The organism is Ancylomarina sp. 16SWW S1-10-2 (assembly GCF_009669305.1).
Classification (GTDB): Bacteria; Bacteroidota; Bacteroidia; order Bacteroidales; family Marinifilaceae; genus Ancylomarina.
This window is the reverse complement of the sequence record NZ_SADB01000003.1, coordinates 17280-41567: the sequence shown is the minus strand read 5'-3', so window position 1 is coordinate 41567 and position 24288 is coordinate 17280. Positions and strand designations below refer to the sequence as shown.

Below are 24288 nucleotides of genomic sequence, written 5' to 3'. Positions count from 1 at the left end.
CTGATTCATTCTAGCCTGTTTTTAATTATGAATTAATCTTACTCCTTGTAATTTTATATACAAGGAGTCTTTATTGTCTCACAAACTTCTTCTGGTTTATTTCCAAACTATTGGCATAAAAACAGTCATTTCACCTTGTCCGCGGTTACTCCAAGCATAATTTGGAATCAATTGTACCTTACGGGTTTCAAATTCTGGTTTTCTCACTGTTTTATACATGCTATCTTCGTTACTATTTTTACGAATAAGAACTTCTGTTGTAATTGTCGTAACGCCTCCTAAAAGATCTTTTTTGAATTCCGCTTTATAAGGAGCTGCACTATTTAGATAGACATCAACAATATGAGTACCTTTTGGTAAATCGGCCGATTCAACACAGTAAACAATTGGACCTCGTTTTACAGCAACCTGATTTCGAACTTCTTCAATACGTGTGTTTCCTTCAACGAAAGTTACTTCCATTGGCATATCAAGCGAAATGACATCTCCTTTTTTCCATTTACGAGTCATTGTCGCAAATTTTCCTGGTGTTACAACAACATCTGTAGCTTCTCCATTCACTAATATTTTTGAGTTTTTTGCCCAATCTGGAATACGAAGCATTATATCGAAAGCCTGTTTTTTACATTTATCAACAGTAATAGTTACTGTACCCTCCCAAGGATAATTAGTAACCTCGCTTAGTTCAATTTTCGAACCATCCAATAAAGTAGTTGAAAGTTTGTTTCCACCATATAGATTCACTGCTATACCGTTCTCCGATTTACTATATGCCCATCCTGAAATTTTACAAACAGTACGCACCAAATTTGGAGGACAACAGAAACAATCTAAATATGGCTGACGCTCAGGATATTCTGTATTCATTTTTTCATAGTCACGAGAACCATCGATTACTCGAAGAGGATTTGCATAGTAATAGTGTTTACCATCAATACTAATTCCCGAAAGACCACTATTCAATTCAACCAATTCCATGATATCAGCGTATTTAGACTCCCCATGAATTCCTAACATACGGTAACTAAACATCGCATTACAAATATTGGCACATGTTTCGTTGTAAGCTGTCATGTTTGGCATCATATAAGCATCAATGAAACCTTCTTCAATCATTTGTCGGTTTGTTGATGCACCATAATGAGTTTGCCCCACAGCACCAGTCACATACATTTTTTTATTGGTTACATTATCCCATAAACGATCCAAAGCATCAACTAAGGCTTTCTCTCCAGTTTCAGAATAAACATCGGCAGCTCCAGCATAATAATATAAAGCAAGAACAGCATGTCCAACAGCTTCGGTAGCTTCACGCAATGGCGTAAATTCCTGTACCATATCTCCAATTGGATAACCAACAGTAGCAGGCGTTTCTTCAACTTTATATTTACCTCTATTATTAATAAACTTCTCTGCTAGCTTAAGATACTTCTTATCGCCAACAGTACGATACAATTCAACCAATCCCATAATCTGAGTTTGATTAAAGCCAAAACGACCATACTTTTTATCCTCGGGCATGAAGATCGTGTATAACAAATCGGCTTGCTTAATGGCAATATCCAAAAAGTTTCTTTGTCCGGTAATTCTATAGTGAATACAAGCACTTGTTAACAAATGACCGGTATTATACATTTCGTGATATTTTCGATTCTCGTATCGATCTACCTTCGGATTTAGCTGTATTTGAGTTTCTAAATAACCATCTGCTTCTTGAGCTTCACCAATTATTTTAATATACCCATCTAATTCCTTAAGATACTTTTCATCTTTGGTTTGAGAATACAAATACGTAACAGCTTCCATATACTTATAGAAATCACCATCGTGCCATCGCATACCTTTGTGTTCTCCATGCTGAAGGCCAGCGGCAATTTTAAAGTTATTTAAAGCATGACCCGTATCGCCACATAAAAGATGCCCCATATATGGAACCATGCTATCTTTTGCATTTTCAATTTTGCTAGCCCAAAATCCATCCGTCCAAACACAGTCGCCCATGTCTATACTTTTGAGTTTCACATAGGGACTCTTGGCATTATTAATGATTCCGTTTTCTTGCGCGTAGCTTGAGAATAAAAGTGTTACTCCACAAGCAGTTAATAATAGTCTCTTTATCATGTTTATTTTACTTTTCTGTATTTATCCATTCTATCAATATCAACATTTTCGAATTTACGTTGTAACAACCAACGAGGACGCTCTAAAGTAGATTCCCAATCAAATATCATCTTGTACATTTCACGTACTTTATCAGGATACTTAGCTGCCAAATCGTTTTGTTCAGACTCATCTTTAATGATGTTATACAACTCTGCAGGACGATCTGGGAAACGTAATAATTTCCAATCGCCCAAACGTACAGAAGCACGACAGGCTTTTTTCCAAAACAAAACGTTATGAGGTCTGCCTGTGTTTTCATGCTTAACAAAAGGAAGTAGATCAACACCATCCACATTTTCCAATGCTTTAGAATCACCTCCACCTGCAGCTACAAACGTAGGTAACAGGTCCATTGTACTTACAGGATAATCATATTCTGTATTTTCTTTGATTTTACCTGGCCATCGCATGATATATGGAACTCTCACACCACCTTCTAAGTGATTCGATTTAGTTCCCGCCAATGGAAGATTAACAGAAGCATTTTTATCTGTAGGTCCACCGTTATCGTTTGTGAAAACCACCAAGGTATTTTCATCTAAGCCAAGTTCTTTTAATTTATCAAGAATCAATCCGCAAGCACGATCTAATGCTAATGTCATACCAGCAACTTGCTGTCTTTTTCCAGACAGTTGAGGAAACTTATCCATATCCTTTGCCTCAGCCTCCATAGGCGTATGAACGGCATTGAACGACACAAAAGCAAAAAATGGTTTATCCTGATTTCTTTCAATAAAATCCGCAGCTTCTTCACCAAGTCTGTCGGTTAAATATCTTTCTGGTTCTGCATATTCTTCAAAATTACGCTCCAAACGTTTTTCACGTACTACTTTCGAAACATTTGAATATTCATAATAGCTACGTGCTCCACCACGAAAACCATAAAACTCATCGAATCCACGTTTTAATGGATGGTAACAATCAGCACCTCCCAAATGCCATTTTCCAAAAACAGCTGTCGTATAACCCAACTTCTTTAAATAATCTCCCATAGTTACCTGATCGAGAGGTAAACCCATGTTCTCACCATCTAAAGCTGAATTAGCACTCATATATGACGGTACATTGTTTTCTTCGAAACCAAAACGTTGTTGATAACGACCTGTCATTAGTCCTGCACGCGAAGGACCACAAACAGATGCAGACACATACCCTTGTGTAAATTTCACACCTTCTGAAGCTAATTTATCCAGATTTGGCGTGTGCATTACTTTACTTCCCTGAAATCCAAAATCAGCATACCCTGCATCATCAGAAAAAAGAAGGATTATATTAGGTTGTTTTTGACCGAATGCGAACTGCTGAACAAGCAACAGCGCAACAAATAATACTTTATATCTCATCTTAGTAAATTATGTTGTTTCACTTCCAATAATTTGTATTTACGATTCAAATGATAAGTCTGCAACCGTTATAAATTATTCTCATTAGCAAAGAAAATCAAATTAGAATGAACTAGCTTGGTGAAATTTACCTCGTCATTACATTATTTTACCCCTTACTTTAAATAACAAATCTAACACGCATCTAAAAATGAGGTATACGATTATTCGGGTTTCCAAACTATGAGTAATTTAATAAACATTTTAAACGTATATCTGGCAGAACACCTTCTCAATTTAGAGAACAAATTAAATAAAGCTAAAAATGGCCCATCAAGTGATAAAAATGAGCTAGCCCATTTCTTATAATCTGCGTTCCTTTAGTGTTGTTAACATTATAATAAAACAGCTAAAAATAAAATATAATGAAAAATCGGATGATAGTAGTTTTTTGCTTGCTAGCAACGACTCTTTTTGCTCAAGAACGTCCTGTAAAACCTTATATCAATCCTACTTCTAATGCTAATGTAGCAGTTAGAGGTCTTGGAATGGAAGAAGTAAAATGGACTCCAGGTTTCTGGAAAGATCGTTTTGACTTAGACGAAAATAATGTAATACCAGCAGAATGGAATTACTTTATGAATTTTTCAGAAGACAATTTTAAAATACTTGCAGGGGAAAAGAAATCAAAAATTGGCTTTCAAGGAACAAACTGGCAAGACGGGGACTATTACAAATGGTTAGAAGCTCAAATTTCTCTTTACGCTATAAATAAAAGTCCTGAACTATTAAAAGAGATTCAGCGTCGTGCGCATCTTATTGCAGATGCTCAAGCTAAAGATGGTTATTTAACGACTCATACTCAAATTGGTCATGGTTTAATGGGACCAAAATCTTATCAGTTACACAAATTTAAACATCCTAAACGTTTTGCAACTTGTCGTTTCCATGAAACTTATAACATGGGACATTTAATGACACTTGCAACAACACACTATCGCGTAACCGGAGATAGCACCTTACTTAATGTAGCTATAAAAGTAGGTGCCTTTTTAGACAAACAATTTCCTACCACAAGCAAAGAAACATCTGATATGGATTTTAACCCCACTCAAATTATGGGTTTAATGGAACTATATAGATGTACCAAAGATCAAAAATATTTAGATGTAGCGAATAGATTTGTAAGTTCTCGTGGTATGGGAAAAGATGCTATGAACCAAAATGCAACACCACTTCGAAAAGAAACTCAGGCTGTTGGGCATGCCGTTTTAGCAACCGTTTTATATAACGGAGCCGCAGATTTATGTGCCGAAACAGGAGACGAAGCCTTACTAAAATCTTTAAAAGCTATTTGGGAAGATATTTATACTCGTAAAGCATCGGTAACAGGTGGTTTAGGAAATGTTCACAACGGCGTATCTCCAACAAATAGAAATGCAACAGTTCAAGAAGCATTTGGTGCTCCGTATAGCCTAGCAAACTCAACTGCCTATAATGAAACATGCGCATCCTTTTATGGAGCTTTTTTCTCTTGGAGAATGTTCATTTTAACAGGCGATGCCAAATATGTAGATCAGATGGAAACATCATTCTACAATAATTTATCATCAATGGCACTTGATGGAAAAAGTTATTTTTACACAAACGTACTTCGTTGGTATGGAAAGGACCAACCTCTACTTTCTTTAGATCACCATCAACGTTGGACAAATCAAGAAACATGTGTTTGCTGTCCTACAAGTATAGCAAGATTTTTAGCCCAAACGAATGATTATGCTTACGCTAAAAAAGAAGGTAAACTATTCGTCACTCTTTATGGTAGTAATATTATGAGTACACAAATTAATGGGAAAAGAGTCACGTTCGATCAGACTTCTGATTATCCTATTAGTGGTAAATCGACCTTTAACTTTAGTGGAGAACTTCATAATGATTTTGCTTTGATGTTAAGAATTCCAGCATGGGCTAAAAACTCTTATTATACCATAAATGGTGAAAAGCACAATGTAGAAGCAGGAACATTTGCACAGGTTAAACGCATATGGAAACATGGCGATAAGGTAGAATTATACATAGACATGAAACCAAGACTTATTCAAGCTAATCCTTTAGTGGAAGAACTTCGTGGTCAAGTTGCAGTGGCTTATGGTCCACTTATCTATTGTGCAGAGACAAATGAAAATAGTCAAGCATCTGTTAAATTACCAAACCTATTAATTCCTTCAAATCCAGAGTTTAAAGTTCAATACAAAAAAGATATGCTTGGAGGTATAAATGAGATTACAGTAGAGAATGCCTACATGCGTGAATCAATAACTCCAAAAGATAAATTATACAGCAAATTAAATCCGGAAGTTAAGGAAACAAAACTTAATCTTATTCCATATTACACATGGAGTAATAGAGGTCTAAGTGAAATGACAGTCTTTATACCTATAAAATGGGAATAAAATAGAATCTGATACTTTTCCAAGTTTAACTAAAAATTGAAATATAAAAAACATGTATTCAAACAGATTAATATGTAAAGGATTAATATTAACTCTATTAATCAGTTTTATAGCTCCGATTCTAAGCAATCAGAATCTACAAGCAAAAAACAATAAAAAAAAGCCCAACCTGATTTTCATTATGACAGATGAACAATCTTATCTTACTATTGGTAGCTATAGAGACTTTTTACCAGAAGAATTAGCTTGTAGATGGGGTGAAAACATTGCACCTAATACACCAAATTTAGATAAAATAGCAGAAGAGGGAGCTATATACACAAGTTATTACGCCTCAGCGCCAGTATGTTCACCATCTCGAGCGTCTATATTTACGGGTTGTTATCCTGATAAAGTAGGCGTACCATTAAATGGTTGTGGCTTACGTCATGATGCAACAACTATAGGACAAGCTCTTAAGGATCAAGATTATGCAACTTCTTATATTGGCAAATGGCATTTAGCTGATAATGAACCTATTCCAGGATGGCAATTTACGCCATCATTGGGTTTTGATGACAATACCTATATGTTTAATACTGGTCACCAAAAATATTATGTGGTTGGTAGAGATCCTAAGCATATTACGCTTACTAATAATCCGAAACCAGTACCAGGAAAATTAGTTGTACCCTGCACCAAATTTTTGACTGACAAAGCTTTAGATGTCATTAAAGAAAATAAAGATCAACCATTTTGTTTAGTGCTTAGCATTCCAGATCCTCATTCTCCAGATATTGCTGTACCTCCTTACGATAAAATGTACGCTGATTTAGATTACCACGCTCCTTCAACTTATCATCAAAAAGTTGAAGACAGACCAAAGTGGGCTCGCTCTGAGTTAAGTAACGAAGTAGGTGTTGAGTTTGATAAATCTCATATTATCAATTATTTTGGTATGGTTACAGATATCGATGATAATATTGGACGTATTATGGAGGCATTAAAAAAACACAAGATAGACGACAATACAATCGTCGTATTTACTGCAGATCATGGAGAATTGAATTTTGAACATCATCGCATAAACAAAGGTTTACCTTTTGAGACTTCGGCTCATGTACCTTTAATAATTCGTTATCCTAATAAAATCAGAAAAGGCAAAGTTATCTCAACACCTCACGTAAATGTTGATTTAATGCCAACCTTATTACAACTTATGGATGTACCTCAAATTCAAGGAATGGATGGTCAAGCTTTTGCATCATCATTAACATCTAAAGCTAAATATGTTGATACTAAGAGAATAGTTTACGGAACAAGTACTTTTAATTGGGTAATGGCAACTGATGGTCGTTACAAATTAGTCCTTTCAACAGTAGATACGCCTTGGTTATATGATTTAAAGACAGATCCTTTAGAGATCAAAAATTGCTTCAGAGATTCTGCATATAAATCTGTGAGCGACACCATTATGAAGTCTCTAATAGCGCAAATGAATAAATATAAAGAACCTCGATATCTTGATAAGGTTAATCCTTTAATTTATAAATAATAAAGTGATGACAAACAATATAATAAAGATCGGCAAAGGAATCGTTTTAGCATCTCTTTGTATGATAGCTCAAAACGGATTTTCGCAAGCTGTAGCTAATGAACCTTATATAAATGCAACACCTAATTCTCATATCGTAGCTCACAATGTGGATATGGGTAGTGTTAAATGGACAAATGGATTCTGGGCTGATCGTTTTCAGTTGGCTATGGATAGTGTAGTTCCTGCGGAATATGACTATTTCATGAAAGAATCTGAAGATAATTTCAGAAAAGTTGCAGGTGAAATGAAACCTGGATTTGGATCTTTTGGAACAAATTGGCAAGATGGTGACTATTATAAATGGGTTGAAGCGCAAGTAGCCTACTATGCAATTCATCCTAGCGCTGATTTATTAAAAAGAATAAATGATTGTGCTCAACTTATTGCAAGTGCTCAAGATGAAGATGGATATATAACAACTCATCTTCAATTAGGATATGGTTTGAAAGGTCCTAGTCAGTTCAAGACTCGTAAATTTATTCATAAAGAACCTCATTTTTCGGTGAGAGGATACCATGAAACATATAATATTGGGCATTTACTAACATTAGCTTGTACTCATTATAAAGTTACTCAATCGCGTGTTTTGCTCGATGTTGCTATTAAAGCAGCAAATTGTTTAGATAAAGCATTTGCAGAAGTAACTCCTGAGAAAGCAACAGCAGATTACAATTCAACTCAAATAATGGGTTTGGTTGAACTTTACCGTTGTACTTTAGATCATAAATATTTGGATTTGGCTAACCGTTTTGTAACGGGTAAAGGTCATATTAAAACATCTTTTTATCAGAATGCAACTCCATTTAGAAAAGAAAATCAAGCGGTTGGACATGCCGTTACTGCTCCAGTACTTTACAATGGTGCAGCAGATCTTTATGCGGAAACAGGTGACACAACTCTTTTGAAACCATTAAAAAATATTTGGAATGATATTTATACTCGTAAAGCATCGGTAACAGGTGGTCTTGGAAATGTTCATGATGGAATAGATCCAGAAGTTCGTAACGGAATGGGATCAACAACTGTTCACGAAGCTTTTGGCTTACCTTATAGTTTAAAAAATGCGGATGCATATAATGAAACTTGTGCTACTCTTTATGGTGCCTATTTCAGCTGGAGAATGTTTATGATTACTGGCGATTCTAAATATGTAGATCAAATGGAAATCGGTTTCTATAATGATTTATCGGGTATGTCTATAGATGGTACGAGTTATTTTTATACAAATCCTTTACGTCGAAATGGTAATAATGGCGATCTTAAGTCAATGGACCATGCTAAACGTTGGACCAATGAAGTATCATGTGTTTGTTGTCCCACAAGTATGGTTCGTTTCCTAACAGAAACTAACAATTATGCTTATGCAGTAAACAAAAAATCATTATTTATTACGCTTTATGGTAGTAATGAGATTAAAACAACTGTTAATGGTCAGCCTGTAGCATTAAAACAAGAAACAAATTACCCTTGGGATGGTAACATTGCTATAAGTTACGAAAGTGCCAAATCAGCCTCTTTCGATTTAAAATTACGTATTCCTAATTGGGCTGAAGATGCACAATTAATGGTAAATAATCAAACCATTAAAGTCGAAGCTGGCACATTTGCTAGTGTTAATCGCACATGGAAAAAAGGAGATAAGATATCACTAAATTTAAATATGAAACCTCGTTTACTCGTAGCGAATAATCGAGTTGAGGAACTAGTTAATCAGGCCGCCGTGGCTAATGGTCCATTAATTTATTGTGCTGAAGGTATCGATTATATCAAACCTTATATGGAATTTGAAGATGTGATGTTAGGTGCAAATTCTAAATTTAAAGTAGCTTATAAAGACCAACTTTTAGGTGGTATTAATATTATAACTATTCCTACTATTTACCATAGAACGGAAGCTTTGCATAAGGATCAACTCTATGATACAGAAGTTATGAAAACGCGCCAGACTCAAATGACCTTTATTCCCTATTATGCTTGGGCAAATAGAGGTGTAGGCAAAATGTCCGTGTTTTTTCCTATTAAATGGTGAGTCCAATCCGAAAAGTCAAATACCCCTAAATCCCCTAAAGGGGATTTCAAGGAGTTCTATAATTTTTAACATGTTTCCCTTTAGTGGTCAGGGGTAAAAAGTTGAAAATTTAAAAACGCCGACTTTTCGGAGAGAACTCAGTGGTAAAAAAATTCTAACCAACATTAATAAATAAAAAACCAAAAATTGGTAATCATGAATAATAAAATTAAACAACTCACATTACTAGCCTTAATCGTTTTTGCTGGTGCTATAGTGAGCCCTGTTTTTGCAAAAGTTTCAAAAAAAGAAACGTCTAAAAAAGAATCAAAAAAACCATTTCCAGAAAAACGTAATGTCATTTTTATAATCATGGATGATATGCGTTTAGATATGGCTGGTTTTGGTGGTGGTAAAATGAAAACACCTAATTTGGATAAACTGGCATCCGAATCAACATGTTTCTCAGAAGCTTGTACCACAACAGGTCTTTGTAGTCCATCACGTGCCGCATTATTTACAGGTCGTTATGGTCATCGTACCGGATTAGATGATAATTTACACCTATGGCACTCCCCTATTGCAACACTCCCAGCAGATCAACCTACAATAATAGAGTGGGCTAAAAATGCTGGTTATAATGTAGGCTATATTGGTAAATGGCACGTAGGATATGTGACGCCTGAAGATAGAGGTGCAGACATGTTTATAGGTCGTAATGGTGCTAGTTTAATGAAAAAATTTAAACGTCCTAAATTTGAATCACTTGATAAATATTACGAAAAAGGTAAAACTTTTGAAGAAAAACCAGAATATTATTCTACTGATAAGAAAAAAACCTTCGAAACAAGTGAACCTGAAGTTGAGGTAAACGGTGGTATTAAGTTTTTGCGTAAAGCGGCTAACGATTCACGTCCATTCTATTTGACAGTGGGTTTCCATACCCCACATCCAGCTTATACAGTACCAGCGCCTTACGACAAGATGTACGATTATAATAAAGTTGTATTGCCTGAGTCTTATAAAGAAAATAAGCCAGGACTCGAATATCAACATGATGTATTGTGGCCATGGATGAATTTAGGCCATATGAGTGATGATGATTGGCGTAAAACAACCTCTTATTCAATGGGTCTTATGACGATGTGTGATCAATCGATGGGAAAATTGTTTGATGAGATTAAACGTTTAGGTATGTGGGATAATACGTTAATCGTATTTACTTCAGATCAGGGAAGTATGCTTTCAGAACACGGATTATACGACAAAGGTCCTTATGCCTATGATGGTTTAATGCGTATTCCTATGTTAATTAAAGCGCCTAACACGGCTCCTCAGAAGATTAAACACCAAGTAAGTCTTATTGATTTAAATCAGACTTTAGTAGAATATATGCATTTACAGCCTACTGTTTCGAATGTTGATTCCCGTTCGTTAATTCCATTATTGAAAAATGGTAATGAAGCTTGGGCTAATGTGCCAGATGTGGCTTTTTATCGATATGAGTGGTATAACGGTCACTGGTTCGGAGAGCGTGCTGTACGTACTCCAGATTGGAAATATTGTTTCAATCCTTGCGGTGATGATGAGTTATATGACTTAAAAAATGATTCCCAAGAGAGGGTAAATCTCTATAGAAATAAAGCTTATGCGGATCAATTAAAGACGATGCGTGATGTATTACTTAAACACTTAGGCGATGTAAAAGACCTTAAGGTTAAAGCTTTAATGGAACGCTATATTAAGTGTGAAAAAAATTAATCCCCTCTTAGACTCATGATGTTTCTTAGGTTTAGAATCAGCCTAAAAAACTTTGTTACTATTCAGTCTACTACGAGTTGGCAATTTAACACAGCAGTACCCAAGGGTTTTGCCCTTGGTTACTAGCGGTATAAATGCACGAGCATAGAATAGCAATGGCTCTTGCTCCAATTGCAATGCTTCGACCAGAGATTAAAATTGCAGACCCCATGGTCGTTAATCAATCGTACCCAAACTTTTGGGAACAACTAAAAGAGGTCGGATTCAATATTGAAGAGAATTAAACTCATCCCAATTATATAAAGAAAGCTCGCCCCACAAGTCGAGCTTTTTGGTATGCTGTTTTTATCAAAAACCCTCCTCCCACAATTCTTTTCACGCAAAGGCGCAAAGTTATTTCACAAAATACACAAAGGCGAAAGTCCATTGTTGAATCAAACTAAGCCCATTCTAAAAATAGATGTTTGATAATTAGATTCCACACCATTTCAAATGCTCTCTATTTACTTGTCCTTTCTATAAACTGAATAGATAACGATCTGCTTTGGCAAGCTGAGCACAAGTATGAAACAACATGCCATCTTAAATTGGACTGTTTATGACTTATCGACGCTTTTATTTGTTTTTTTGATGACTTTAAAGGGAGAATTTAAGTCCGTTCATTAGACTATATTTCTTCCTAATAATCTTTGAACAATCTATTTGTCCCCACTCCTACGCAATTGTATCGCATCCCTTTATAATAGAAGAAAAATGACAGAATAAATCGTGCAGAAACATGGGCTTTATCAAATGAGAATTAACACAAGCAATAGTCAAGTCATTACTAAATTATATTGGCTTGATATTATCTTCAGAAAGATCGTTTAAAAAAATTAATGCCTTCTTTTCTTTAAGGTAAGGCGTTAACAAATGTTGAAGACTTGTCTAAGCCCTTAGTGGAGCCGTTAACAAATGTTGAAGGCTTGCCTAAGACCTTAGTGGAGCAATTAACAAATGTTGAATACTTGCCTAAGCCTTTAGTGGAACCGTTAACAAATGTTGAAGGCTTCCCTAAACCTTTAGTGGAGCAATTAATGGATGTTATCAACCTCCCTTATTTTAGGTTTTTTTCTTCGAGATAACTATGCCTACAGCTTTGAGTCTGTTTTTACAAGAAATTATTGTTAAACACTAAAATGAGAATCCAATTAAATAGAAGTTTCTTGTCACGTTTAAACTGTAAATAAGCAGTAAATGGCATCCATAAGCTTGTGGAATCTGTCTAAAGCTTTATAATGAAGAACCCACAAAATATTAAGACTCTCAACGGAGATTGCTTTTTATTTAAAGCCGAAAACGCAAATACCAAAAACCTTAAAATCGGTAACATATTGAATCGTTTCTCCTCCAATTTACTAATTCGCCGTATTTAGCTTGCCAAACAGAGGTCTCTCCCAATTACTTACCTGCAATATAAAAATCATAAGTGTGCAGATCGATACAAATAACGAATTGGTAAAACGCCACCGCAGTAAAAACGAGCCTGACAGCAATTTGGTTTAAGCATATTTTAAGCAAAGGGCTTCACAAAACTGAAGCTCTTTTGTTTTTGAATAAAAAGAGATAAACATGAAGCGTGCTATTTATAATAATTCCACAAAACATTTTACAATAATTTACCTTTAAGTTTATTCAAAATCGTATTTTTAAGAACTATAAAAAATCCTTGCCTGTAAAACAGAATGAGGTGAGCTACAAAACTCAGCAAACAGATCAAAACAGTTTAAGATTCTGAGTAGAGTAAAACATGAGAGATTTAAACCCTTGAAAGTAAAAAATCTCTTGCAAAAATAAAAAGTCCATTAGATGTAATTTTAATGGATAACAAGAAGAAGAACAACGATTTATAAAAAACAACAGATAAGTGGGATAAAGTGCACTGCACTTTACCCACTTGTTGTGTGTCATGTAAATACATACCAAATAATGTTAGAATATGGGATATGAATTATGGTTATCCTCTGAAACAGGGGAAAGAAGGAAGGGTACTTCTTTCAAAGAGATACAGGGTCTATTTATTGACAATATAACAACAAGACATATTTATGAACCATTGCTATCGTGTAGGCCTGAACATGAAGTTTGTTATGTGAAACATGAATTGAAATGTAAAGAATTTGACACTGCTGGAGTAATTGATGACAACAATAATTTGATTGGCTATGTAATACGAGAAGAATTAGATGATGGCTATATACAGGATTATATCAATAATATAGGAACAGAAAAGTTAATTTCGGACTCAACTCCAATTGCTGAATTATTAAATATTCTATTAGAAAATGAGTTTATTTTCGTGATTGATGGAAGTAAAATTGAAGGTATTGTTACAAGAGCAGATATTAATAAACCAATAATAAGAATTTATTTATTTGGAATTTTATCTCTATTTGAGTTACACTTAAACTATTGGATTAATTATTATTATGAAACTGAGGAAGAGTGGGGGAAAATATTAAAACCCAAAAGAGTAGAAGAAGCTGAAATGGTTTTCTCCAAGCGAAAAGGAAATAATGATGAATTATCTTTACTTGAATGTTTACAAATATCAGATAAAAAAGTAATCCTAAAAGAATCGGAAGGCTTTAGAGCAAACTTTAACCTTTCAAAAAGCAAAATTGAAAAATTAATCAGCAACAATGAAAAAATAAGAAATGAATTAGCTCATAGTCAAAATTCCATAATATCAAATTTGAAATGGGAGTTATTTGTTGAGACAATAAATCATATTGAGCAATTCCTAATTCAATCTGAAGAAAAGCACGAACACACAACAAAAGATAAACTTAATGCGGAGTTTTGATTAAGTTCTAAAGTTTGTGTTTCAAACAATGTCCGCTTTGGCAAAAAACTTATTACTATTAAAAAATGAATTTAAGCAAACGTTTTTTACCAAAGCTCAGTGCGAACTTGAAAGTCTATCTCTTCGAAAGCTCCGCACTACGCTTATCAAGACCGTTAGGCACAATTATGAAATTAAAAAGCAATGAAGATATACAAAAGTGAAATTTATGGAGAGTGTCTTCAACCAGCTTCATTTGTCGAACTTACTAAATTAATTACCGAAAAAGAAAATCAGGATTCATATGAATTCGTTCCTGTTAGGATGTGGAGAGGACAAGCTAATATAGATTGGAAAATTGATAGTTCTGCATTTAGACGAATCCAATTAGGTACGTCGTATCTAAAAGATAAAAATGCTGAATTAGAAAGCTATGAGAGACATTTATTAAGACATGCTACTCATAAAGGTTTTCGAATTCAAAATGGAAGGGAATTGTCTGACTTAGAGTTGCTCGCTAAATTACAGCATCATGGTGCTGCAACAAGATTAGTTGATTTTTCAAGGAACGCATTTGTGGCATTGTGGTTTTGTGTAAATTATCAAACTGACAAGATGGGTTTGTTAATCGGAATACACTCACATTATATTGGAGGTATGGAATCTGAGCTAGATTCGGATTCTTACAATGAGGTTATTAAAGGTTGTAAAAAGCATGAATATCCACAGGTTTACGAGTCTCCGACATTATCATCTAGAATTTCAGCGCAGCATGCTCAATTTTTGTACAGCACAGTATCTAAGGAGAAAACAGGTAGTTTACAGTTACCAATGGAATCAAAAGCAAAGTTATTCATTGCTATTTCGTCAAAACTGAAAAGTGAGTGTTTGCAAATTTTGGAATCTGTTTTTGATTTTAGAACAAAAATGTTATTTCCTGATTTGGACGGTTTTGGAATGGCAAACAGCATGAATGAGAATCCAGATAAAATGGACAGATGGTAAATAAAAGTGCCTAACAACTAAGCGTTCGTGTGGCAGGAACTGCCCAATAGGTACGGTAGGTTGACGTAACCGATGACAGAATTGCTACTTTATGGGGAATGGTTTAGTTTGCGGAACTTTTAGGAAAGGGAATGAGGCAAGAAAAAGACCATTAAATGGCGCTTGCTTAAAATTATAAATTTAATGGGCTTGGTGATTTGAAGTGCGATTCTTTTAACTCGCCCACGCAACTTAACAAGACCGGTTGTATACAATTTTAAACAGAACATATGCAAATAAGAAAACTTGGACTTTTAATTATTGTAATGACTTTTATTGTCAATCAAACAAATGGACAGAAGTTCACTAAATTCAAATGGGTTAATGATAGTGTTTCAGGTAGGTATATTGAGAAGTTAGCTATCTTATTACCTGTAAAGATTGACAACTTGCCTAACAGTTTTTTGATGCAGCTTGACCTTGGTTCTAATCAAACAATAATCAGAGGAAAAACGATTAGTAGCTTTTATAACAAGTTTCCCCAATTGAAAAATAAGCTTGATACAATCAACTTATGTAAGGTGCAAACACGTGTTTATCCTCATTTAAACAACTTAAATATATCTATTGGAGGTACTTTTGAGAGCGAAGTGAATGCAGTTTGTATGAAAGGCTATGGAATTGAAATTCCCATAGATTCTGTTAGTCATGAAACAGAAATCTTAATTGGCAGTATTGGGGCAGATATTCTAAAAAACAAGATTCTCATTTTAGATTACCCCAACAGTGAGATTTGTATAACAGAAGCTTCAATGGTAAACCCATCAGATTATAATTTTATCCCATTTCAGTTTTTAAAGGAAAATGAAGACAACAGATTGCTCTTGCCATTTTCTGCTAATGGGCAGGAGCTTCGGGTATTATTTGATACAGGTGCAAGTATGTTTGAATTATCGACTATTGAGAAGAATGCAGAATTAATTTGTGATTCTGCTGTGACTGACTCATTGGTTGTAAACTCATGGGGTGAGAAAAAAACTAAAATAGGACTAAAGAGTAATGTTGAGTTGAAATTTGGTGATAAAGTATTACCTCAACTTACAGTTTATTATGACAAGTCAAAAAAGTATGATTATTTCTATGAATCTAATAATATATTTGGATTAACTGGGAATGCTCTTTTCCTTAATGAGACAATATTGATTGACTATGCGAATAAGAGATTTGGAATTAAAAAAGCTGTAAACAACAACTAAGCGTTCGTGTGGCAGGAATTGCCAAATCTTTGATTTGACACAGATTTGAATTTAAGGAAAATAACAGATTTGGCTAAGTGCGGATTTGAAAGTGAAGAGCTTAGAAAGCCCGCAAAACATATTACAAGCCAGTTGGCAACAATTTTACCAAACCGAGCACAAACAAAGGAACTGAAAAATTTCAAGAATAATTAATTATAAAAATTGCGACATAGAAGTCAAAACGAATTGACAGACATAATATAAATCACGAAATTGAACACGTTTTCCATTTTGAACGTGGAATTTTATATACACTAACAAAATATTGAAAATATGAAAGATAAAATAGGCTTCAATATCATTTTTGCCTTAATGGCATTCACATTAGGTTTAGCATTGATGAGAGAATTTGATTTCCAAAATTTTGTATTTAGAAAGCAAGCATTAGGTTTTCTTTACCTGATAGTATTTATAATTAGTATATATCTAACATTTAAGAAAAAAAGAAAGAAACTGAAAAATAAAACCTACCACTTACACCTTATATAAAAAACGACTAAAAGAATTAATCAAATGAATATCTGCAAAAAATGCAAAAATGAAATACAAAGCGATTATTGCCCCTATTGCGGACATCCACAAGAAATTAAAAGGATTAATAGTCGTTATATTACGTCTGAAATCGGAAGTGTATTAAATTTTCAAAAAGGGATTTTCCACACGATAAAGGAATTACTTATAAGGCCAGGACAAAATATTAGACAATTTATTTCTGAGGACAGAAGTCGACTTGTAAAGCCTATCATGTTTATATTGATTTGCTCATTGACCTATACAATATTTGAGCAGATTTTTGAATTTAAGAATGTGTATCTCGATTTCCAGGTTGAGTCTAATGATTCAGATTCAGTAATGAGACTTATATTTCAATGGATAAGTCAAAATTATGGTTATTCAAATATTTTAATGTCAGTTTTTGTAGCTATATGGATTAAAATATTCTACCGAAAATATGACTATAACTTTTATGAGGTTCTTATTTTTTTGCTTTTTGTAAGCGGAATGCAAATGCTAATGGCTACATTCTTAGGCATACTGGAGAGTTTAACAAAAATACCAATTTTAAGTTTTGGTTTTTACATTGTTTTAGCTTATGCTTTCTGGGCAACCGCTCAATTTTTTGACAAAAGAAAAATACTGAATTATCTTAAAGCTCCTATTTCCTATTTTTTAGGATCTATTACTTTTTTCCTTATAGCTTTAGTGATTGGTCTTCTAATAGATTTGATAAAATAAAAAACTACCCCCTAACAACTAAGCGTTCGTGTGGCAGGAACTGCCCAACATGAACGGTAGGTTGACGTAACCGATGACAGAATTGCTACTTTATGGGGAATGGTTTAGTTTGCGGAATTTTTAGGAAAGAAAACAAGGCAAGAAGAAGACCATTAAATGGCGCTTGCTTAAAATTATAAATTTAATTAGCTTGGTGATTTGAAGAGCAATTCTTTTAACTCGCCCACGAAAACTTAGCAAGATCGTTGTGTGTAAATATACCTCGGTGCAAAAAATAACAGATTATGACAAAAGAATGTATTGAATTGATAGCTACTTGGATTACCATAATTGGTTTACCTCTAGCAGTTATAGGAATTGTAATTGGAATTATACAGTTTAAGTTTGCGAAACGAATTGAAGAAGCTAAATTTTGGCTAGACCTAAGAGACGCATTTAAAAATCATGATGAAGTAAATATTAATTTGAGAAACGGAGGTAAATGGACCAAGAAAGACTCAAAACTAAAAAATAATGGAGCGCTAGAAGACTGGGCCCTAGTAGATGCTTATCTAGGCCAATTCGAACTGTGTAAGACAATGTTAGACAAAAAGTTAATTAACTTGAATACTTTTAGAGAACAATATGATTATCGAATACATAATATTATAAATAATGAATCAATAAAGAACAAAATCAAAAAGGAGAAAGACGATTGGAAAACTTTTATTGAGTTATGCAGAATATTAGGATATGAAGTATAAAACACCAGCACACATCCGAGTACTATCGCTAGGTCAATAGCCTAACGGAGAACCTCTCACACCACCAGATACTTCGGCAAGCTCAGCATAAACCAAGCGGGTCTCGTATACAGCGGTTCGTTAAATTATGGGGAATAAAGAGTCACGTCTAACAGGCGTAATTCGTTTGTAAATATCAAGCATCGACTGATAACCTTTTTTCTTCAAACGAGCCAAAGTAATAGTCGTTATAAGAATTGGATTATGAGCAATGCCTTATAAAATAATTTCACATTAAGGCATTCGAGAACGCTTCGCCGGAGCTCAGCCTCCCATGATTCATATAAAACATCTATTTTTACGAGCATTCATGAATTCGTCCCTCATTGCGCGAACGAGACCATGCATAGGCTTGATCAGCTTCAATCCCAAACGAATAAGGCTACGCCTTTTCTTTTTGAGCTTTTTATTCACAGATACTTATTTTCAACAGGTATTCATTATCCCACTTCGTTAGGTACCAATGATACCAAAGGCAATCGCATTTTACCCCACAAAAAAATACCGGAAGTCGCCTCCCGGTATTCATTCTAATAGCCAAAAACTAAAATTAATTGTAACTAAACTTACACTAACTTAAAATCTTATATTAATATCCAAAATTTTGTAACAATGCAGGAGCCTTCTCAATCTCTGTTGAAGGAACTGGTAAATAGTAATGTCTCACATACCATGGTCTTGTAACAACTGTACTTTCTTCGAAAGATAAACTTCCATCTTCAGCCTTTGTCCATGTTAGACCTTTAATATCAAAACCCAAGTGAGCTTCATTCATCCATCTTCTCTCATCAAAGAAATTATGTCCTTCGAAACAAAGTTCTACACGTCTTTCTCTTTTAATTGATTCCAAAAGATCTTCTCCTGTAGCCGTAATAGCTGGTTGATGTGCTCTAATAGAAACCTTACTCACATATTCTCTTGCAAGTCCTTCTGCATTTAAATGATATTCTGCTTCAGCATAATTCAAATAAATTTCAGATAAACGATACAAAATATAAGGACGTTTAGCTGATATCCCCCCAGTTACGTCAACATTTTCATCCTGAAATTTTCTGATATTATAACCTGTTTTTGATGAATGTTTAGTATTACCTTCTCCTTTAGGGGAATCTAAACCATTTGGAACACTCGCAGGATCTACAGATAAAGCATAATCAACTGCTCTGCCTCTAAACTGAGCACCTTCATAAAGAATATCTGCATAATATCTCATTTCTCTGCCTTCATTTGGATTTGCAGAATCGAAGGATGAACCATCAGTACTTGTTCCATCAGCCATATTAAATTCCAATGTGAAATTATGAGTTGGTGATGATAATCCCCATCCAAGGTAACCGTTTGGTGATTGTGACGCATCTGGTAATGTAGTCGCATCCGTACCAAAATCATAGTAAGTCGAACCAAAAGGTCTTGCAAATAAAATATCTTCATTAGCAGATAAAAATAATTCCTGATAAGCTTTTGCATCAGCAACTGAGATTAGGTCTCTCGCTCCTACTAAATCGATAACTGCTTTTGCAGCATCGGCAGCATCTTGCCATTTTGATGATTTATCATAGTCGTAAAGTGGACCATTCGGCACTGTTGCTGGATCGTGAAGTTTACTTGCAGCATACAGCAAAGTACGCGATTTAACAGCTAAGGCAGCCAATTTAGTAGCTCTACCAAACTCATCATCAGGACGAGTAAGTGGTAAAACGGCAGCAGCTTCATCTAACTCTTTCACAATAAAGGCAACACATTCTGCGTAAGAATTTCTCTCCAAATTAAAATTATCTTCAAGACCTAGAGCATGTTCCATAATTGGTACGCCACCATAGAAGCGAATCAACTTTGAATATAAATTGGCTCTTAAAAATTTCATTTCAGCTTTAAGAATATTCACCTTATCCGCATCAACCTTCATCGCTTCACTATCATCAACACGATCTAAGAACTCATTAGTTAAACGAACGTAATCCCAATATTGAATCCATTTTTCCTTGAAAGTACCAACATTACTAGGAGTCCAACCAGCACGTATTCTTAGTAAATCTTTATTATCAAAATTAAATTTAGCCTCGAAAGACGCCGTTTCAATATTAAAGTGGCGTCCCCACCAATTTTGACGATTCAAACCCCAACTTTCAGTGCTATTGTATGATGTGAAAAGTAATGTTTCCAATTGATCTGGATCGCTGTAAATTAAATCCTCAGCAAAAGCATCTGATGCTTCGGTATCCAACACATCTTCACAACCAAATGTCGCAAATAGTGCAAATACAATAAATATATATTTTAAATTTTTCATCTCTATCATTTTTATATTGAATAAAACATTCCCTAGTTAAACGGAGTATTTATTAACTGTTATTAAAAACTAAGGTTAAATCCGAAAGTATAAGACTTTAGAGATGGATATGTACTACTTCTAAAGTTATTGTAACCACTAGCTTCAGGGTCCAATCCTAAATCATAAACATCAGAGAACATTGTTACTAAATTAAATCCACGAGCAAACACCTTAAGTGTTCCAAACTTAATTTTGTCTTTAGGGAAAGTGTAACCCAATTGAACTTCTTTTAATCTCAAAAATGAAGCATCCTTCAACCAAAAATCTGCTCCCTCGAAGTTAGCGGCATCTCCACTTTGATTTCCACAATTGGCATCATCCTGTGCAAATGCTCTTGGATATTTAGAATTAGAATTTTCAGTAGTCCATCTATCATTAAACACATAGTCTGGTTTCGCACCATGCTGATCAAAGAACACTAACATTTTAGCTTTAGCTTGACCTTGGAATAAAAAGCTTGCATCAAAGTTCTTGTAGCTTACGCCACCATGAACACCATATTGAATTTCAGGAACATTAGAGTCATAAGTACGAACTCTATCACCCGAACTAATTTTACCATCACCATTTGTATCTAAATAAATTGGATCACCTGCAACTGAGTTTGCTTTCTTTACTGCAGTTGCGTCAACTTGTGCTTGATCACGAAAGATACCTGCAGTTTTATAAACTACATATGAGTCCATAGAATGTCCTTCTTGCTTCATATAATCAGTAACATCAGCTGCCTCATCCATATATACAATCTCATTTTTAGCCTGAGTAAAGTTGAACCCAAAATTATAATCAACCTCTCCGATCTTATCTTTCCAGTTCAATTCAAATTCCCAACCGAAATTATCTACTTTACCTAAATTTTCCTGTGGTAAAGTTAAACCAGCAACATCAGGAATTGAAGCACTTCGTGTAACTAGAATATCTTCTCTTTTTTGATAAAAGTAGTTGACATCACCTGATAGTTTATAATCAAATAAGCTAAAACTCAAACCAATATTTTTCATATCCGCTTTTTCCCATGTAATATCAGGGTTTGGAACATTACTACTGTTGTAAGAGTTATACTGTGTTCCAGATGTTCCAAAAATATAGGAATTTGGACGAGCCCAACCTGTTCCACCATATTCGTATTTTGTCAAGTATTGAAATCCTGTAATACGATCATTACCCATTTGAGCCCATGAACTTCTTACTCTCAAAGAATTCAACCATGAGATATCATCCATAAACGATTCCTTATCTATTGCCCAAGAAACAGCAACTCCTGGGAATGTACCAAATTTCTTATCTCCAAAATTACTTGAACCATCTCGACGTATCGTAAAGTCAACAAAGTATTTTTTCTGATAATCGTAAGAAAAAGATCCAAAATAATTTACTCTTCCCCATTCATAAGAGGTACCTGTAGATTGCATTCCTTCATCACTACCTGCAAATAATTCAGCATGATCATCACTTGGAAAACCCTTTTTCTGTGCAGAGAATGAACGTTGTTGCGATGAAAAATATTCATAACCTGCAAAAGCACTAATATTATGATCTTCACCAAAAGTTTTCTTATAATGTATTGTTGAATTCAACATCAACTCATCATATTTCCAAAAACTTTCAGTTAAAATTCTATCATTACCATCTTGTGTAAAACCAGCTGTTTCAGTGTACTCATCTGATCCTTCCTGAGCCTGATAAACAGACCAAGGCGTATACCAAGTTTTTATATCATTACTCTGTTTTCTGTATCCTGCAAAACCTTTAATTCTTAAACCTGGAGTTAATTTATCTAATTTCCAGTCGTAAGATATTTTACCACGTAAATCATTATCTAACTGCTTAACAAAGCCAGACTCACTGCTTGACATGACATAAGGATTGGCTCCATTCTCACCACCCCAACCTGGAAGGCCATTAGAATAAACCCCAACTTCAGTTGGTTCATTATTATAAATTGACTTATAAATATAACTACTACCTACACCTGGCTCTTTTCGATTACCAAATTGTCCAGATAAATCAAGACCTAAAGTGAAAGTTTCATGCAGTTTCATATCAATATTTGAACGAACCTGATATTGCTTAAATTTCAAATCTCCCGACTCAAACATTCCTTTTTGATCCATATAATCACCACTAACAAAGTAATTAACCTTGTCACTACCTCCTGAAATTGAAAGAGAGGTTCTTGTTTCTGGTGCAGAATCTGCAAAAGTTAAATCAGACCAATCTGTACTTGGATAGTTAGGATCATCACCAGCGGCATACTTGGCAATTTCTTCTTGAGAATAAGGAAGTTTAGTTCCTGCTGTTGCGGCTATTTCGTTGTTATATATTGCATATTGCTCCGAAGACATTAAATCTGGACTCGCAGAAAAAGAAGAAAAGTTAATAGAACTAGATAAATTAATTTTTGCTTTACCTGCTTTACCTCTTTTTGTTGTAATCAAAATTACACCATTAGCAGCACGTGCACCATAAATAGCAGCAGCACCATCTTTTAATACATTTAACGACTCAATATCTTGAGGAGCCAAATTAGAAAAGGTAGATGCAGTAACACCATCAATTAAGATTAAAGGTGAATTATTCCCTAAAGTTGATTTACCTCTAATTAAAAGAGTCATATCATTATCTCCAGGGTAACCTCCTCTATCGGATACAATTAAACCAGTAACTTTACCTGCTAACGATTTCGCTAAATCCTTATTAGATGTTTTAGAAAGCTCTTCTGCTTTAATTGTGCTAATAGAACCTGTAACTTCACCTTTTTTTCTGGTTGTATAACCAATTGCTACAACCTCATTCAAACCAATTGTATTTTCTTCCAATACAACATTTAAAGATGTTTGATTGGCAAATACAATTTCTTGCGTTTTCATACCAATAAAAGACACAACTATTATATCTCCTTCGGAAACACCCGAGATAGTAAATAATCCATCAAAGTCGGTAATTGTTCCATTAGTAGTTCCTTTAATAAAAACACTAACACCAGGCACAGACAATCCTGAACCATCGGTAATTGTTCCAGTAACATCTTTTTGTACTGTTGCATCAGAAATATTTTCGATCTCATCATCAGCCAAATTGGTTGATAAATCTGCATTTAGTGAATTAGAATTTACAGCCATAACTTGCATTGCACTAAGCAAAAAGCTAAAAATTGTAAATGCTGACATCCTAAAAATTTTCTTTAAATTTTTCGGTTTTTTCATTTGTTTTTCATCTTGAGGTAAATAAAAAAGATTAGTTGATTCTTAATTCAGTTTTAAACCCAGATAGTTCAAAAACCTATCTAAGTCTGTTTTCATTTTAAAGTTTATATCGATTGCATAACGAATACGAATTAAAAAAAAATTACCACTACACCCTTCCAAAATTAAATTCATCTCACACACGATTCCAGCAAGAATATTTAAAATTAGCTTGAGTCAATACATCGCAGATCAATACACCATTTTAACATGTGGCTTTCGAATCTCTCAAACAATATAAATGAGCATTCTGTTTATAAAACTATTTCCACAAAGGGGTAAAATCATACTAACAATAAAATAA

The 24288-nt window shown here is 34.4% G+C and carries 15 protein-coding genes; 11 read left to right on the top strand and 4 right to left on the bottom strand.

Annotated elements, in window-relative coordinates:
- Positions 1-96: 96 nt before the first annotated feature.
- The gene (locus EMN46_RS03280; protein WP_154199250.1) at positions 97-2121 is read right to left on the bottom strand and encodes a glycoside hydrolase family 127 protein; all 2025 of its coding nucleotides are present in this window, start codon (positions 2119-2121) and stop codon (positions 97-99) included.
- Between the two features lie 2 nt (positions 2122-2123).
- A complete protein-coding gene (locus tag EMN46_RS03275) occupies positions 2124-3506 on the bottom strand; it encodes a sulfatase (protein ID WP_154199249.1) in 1383 nt (460 codons plus the stop codon).
- A gap of 416 nt (positions 3507-3922) precedes the next feature.
- Here EMN46_RS03275 and EMN46_RS03270 point away from each other — a divergent pair, with 416 nt between their 5' ends.
- From EMN46_RS03270 to EMN46_RS03220, 11 genes are all read left to right on the top strand, one after another.
- Positions 3923-5938 (top strand): glycoside hydrolase family 127 protein, encoded by a 2016-nt coding sequence (locus EMN46_RS03270; protein WP_195715170.1) that lies wholly within the window; start codon positions 3923-3925, stop codon positions 5936-5938.
- Between the two features lie 52 nt (positions 5939-5990).
- Positions 5991-7472, top strand: coding sequence for a sulfatase-like hydrolase/transferase (locus tag EMN46_RS03265; protein ID WP_154199247.1), 1482 nt, complete (start codon positions 5991-5993; stop codon positions 7470-7472).
- Between the two features lie 7 nt (positions 7473-7479).
- Complete coding sequence (locus tag EMN46_RS03260) at positions 7480-9543, top strand: glycoside hydrolase family 127 protein (protein WP_154199246.1); 2064 nt, start codon at positions 7480-7482, stop codon at positions 9541-9543.
- Positions 9544-9738: 195 nt separating this feature from the next.
- Complete coding sequence (locus EMN46_RS03255; protein WP_154199245.1) at positions 9739-11283, top strand: sulfatase; 1545 nt, start codon at positions 9739-9741, stop codon at positions 11281-11283.
- 134 nt (positions 11284-11417) lie between these two features.
- The gene (locus EMN46_RS03250) at positions 11418-11567 is read left to right on the top strand and encodes a hypothetical protein (protein WP_154199244.1); all 150 of its coding nucleotides are present in this window, start codon (positions 11418-11420) and stop codon (positions 11565-11567) included.
- 1694 nt (positions 11568-13261) lie between these two features.
- Positions 13262-14128 (top strand): CBS domain-containing protein, encoded by an 867-nt coding sequence (locus tag EMN46_RS03245; protein WP_154199243.1) that lies wholly within the window; start codon positions 13262-13264, stop codon positions 14126-14128.
- A 183-nt stretch (positions 14129-14311) separates the two neighbouring features.
- Positions 14312-15112: an FRG domain-containing protein gene (locus EMN46_RS03240; RefSeq protein WP_154199242.1), complete on the top strand. Its 801-nt coding sequence runs from the start codon at positions 14312-14314 to the stop codon at positions 15110-15112.
- A gap of 269 nt (positions 15113-15381) precedes the next feature.
- The gene (locus EMN46_RS03235) at positions 15382-16347 is read left to right on the top strand and encodes a hypothetical protein (RefSeq protein WP_154199241.1); all 966 of its coding nucleotides are present in this window, start codon (positions 15382-15384) and stop codon (positions 16345-16347) included.
- Between the two features lie 315 nt (positions 16348-16662).
- A complete protein-coding gene (locus tag EMN46_RS03230) occupies positions 16663-16878 on the top strand; it encodes a hypothetical protein (protein WP_154199240.1) in 216 nt (71 codons plus the stop codon).
- Between the two features lie 24 nt (positions 16879-16902).
- Positions 16903-17625, top strand: a complete 723-nt coding sequence (locus EMN46_RS03225; RefSeq protein ID WP_154199239.1) for a DUF3667 domain-containing protein — start codon at positions 16903-16905, stop codon at positions 17623-17625.
- Between the two features lie 284 nt (positions 17626-17909).
- Positions 17910-18368 carry a hypothetical protein gene (locus tag EMN46_RS03220; RefSeq protein WP_154199238.1) on the top strand — a complete coding sequence of 153 codons (459 nt, stop codon included), beginning with the start codon at positions 17910-17912 and terminating at the stop codon, positions 18366-18368.
- 628 nt (positions 18369-18996) lie between these two features.
- Here EMN46_RS03220 and EMN46_RS03215 read toward each other — a convergent pair.
- Complete coding sequence (locus tag EMN46_RS03215) at positions 18997-20697, bottom strand: RagB/SusD family nutrient uptake outer membrane protein (protein ID WP_154199237.1); 1701 nt, start codon at positions 20695-20697, stop codon at positions 18997-18999.
- Positions 20698-20759: 62 nt separating this feature from the next.
- The gene (locus tag EMN46_RS03210; RefSeq protein WP_229130252.1) at positions 20760-23909 is read right to left on the bottom strand and encodes a TonB-dependent receptor; all 3150 of its coding nucleotides are present in this window, start codon (positions 23907-23909) and stop codon (positions 20760-20762) included.
- Positions 23910-24288: the final 379 nt, after the last annotated feature.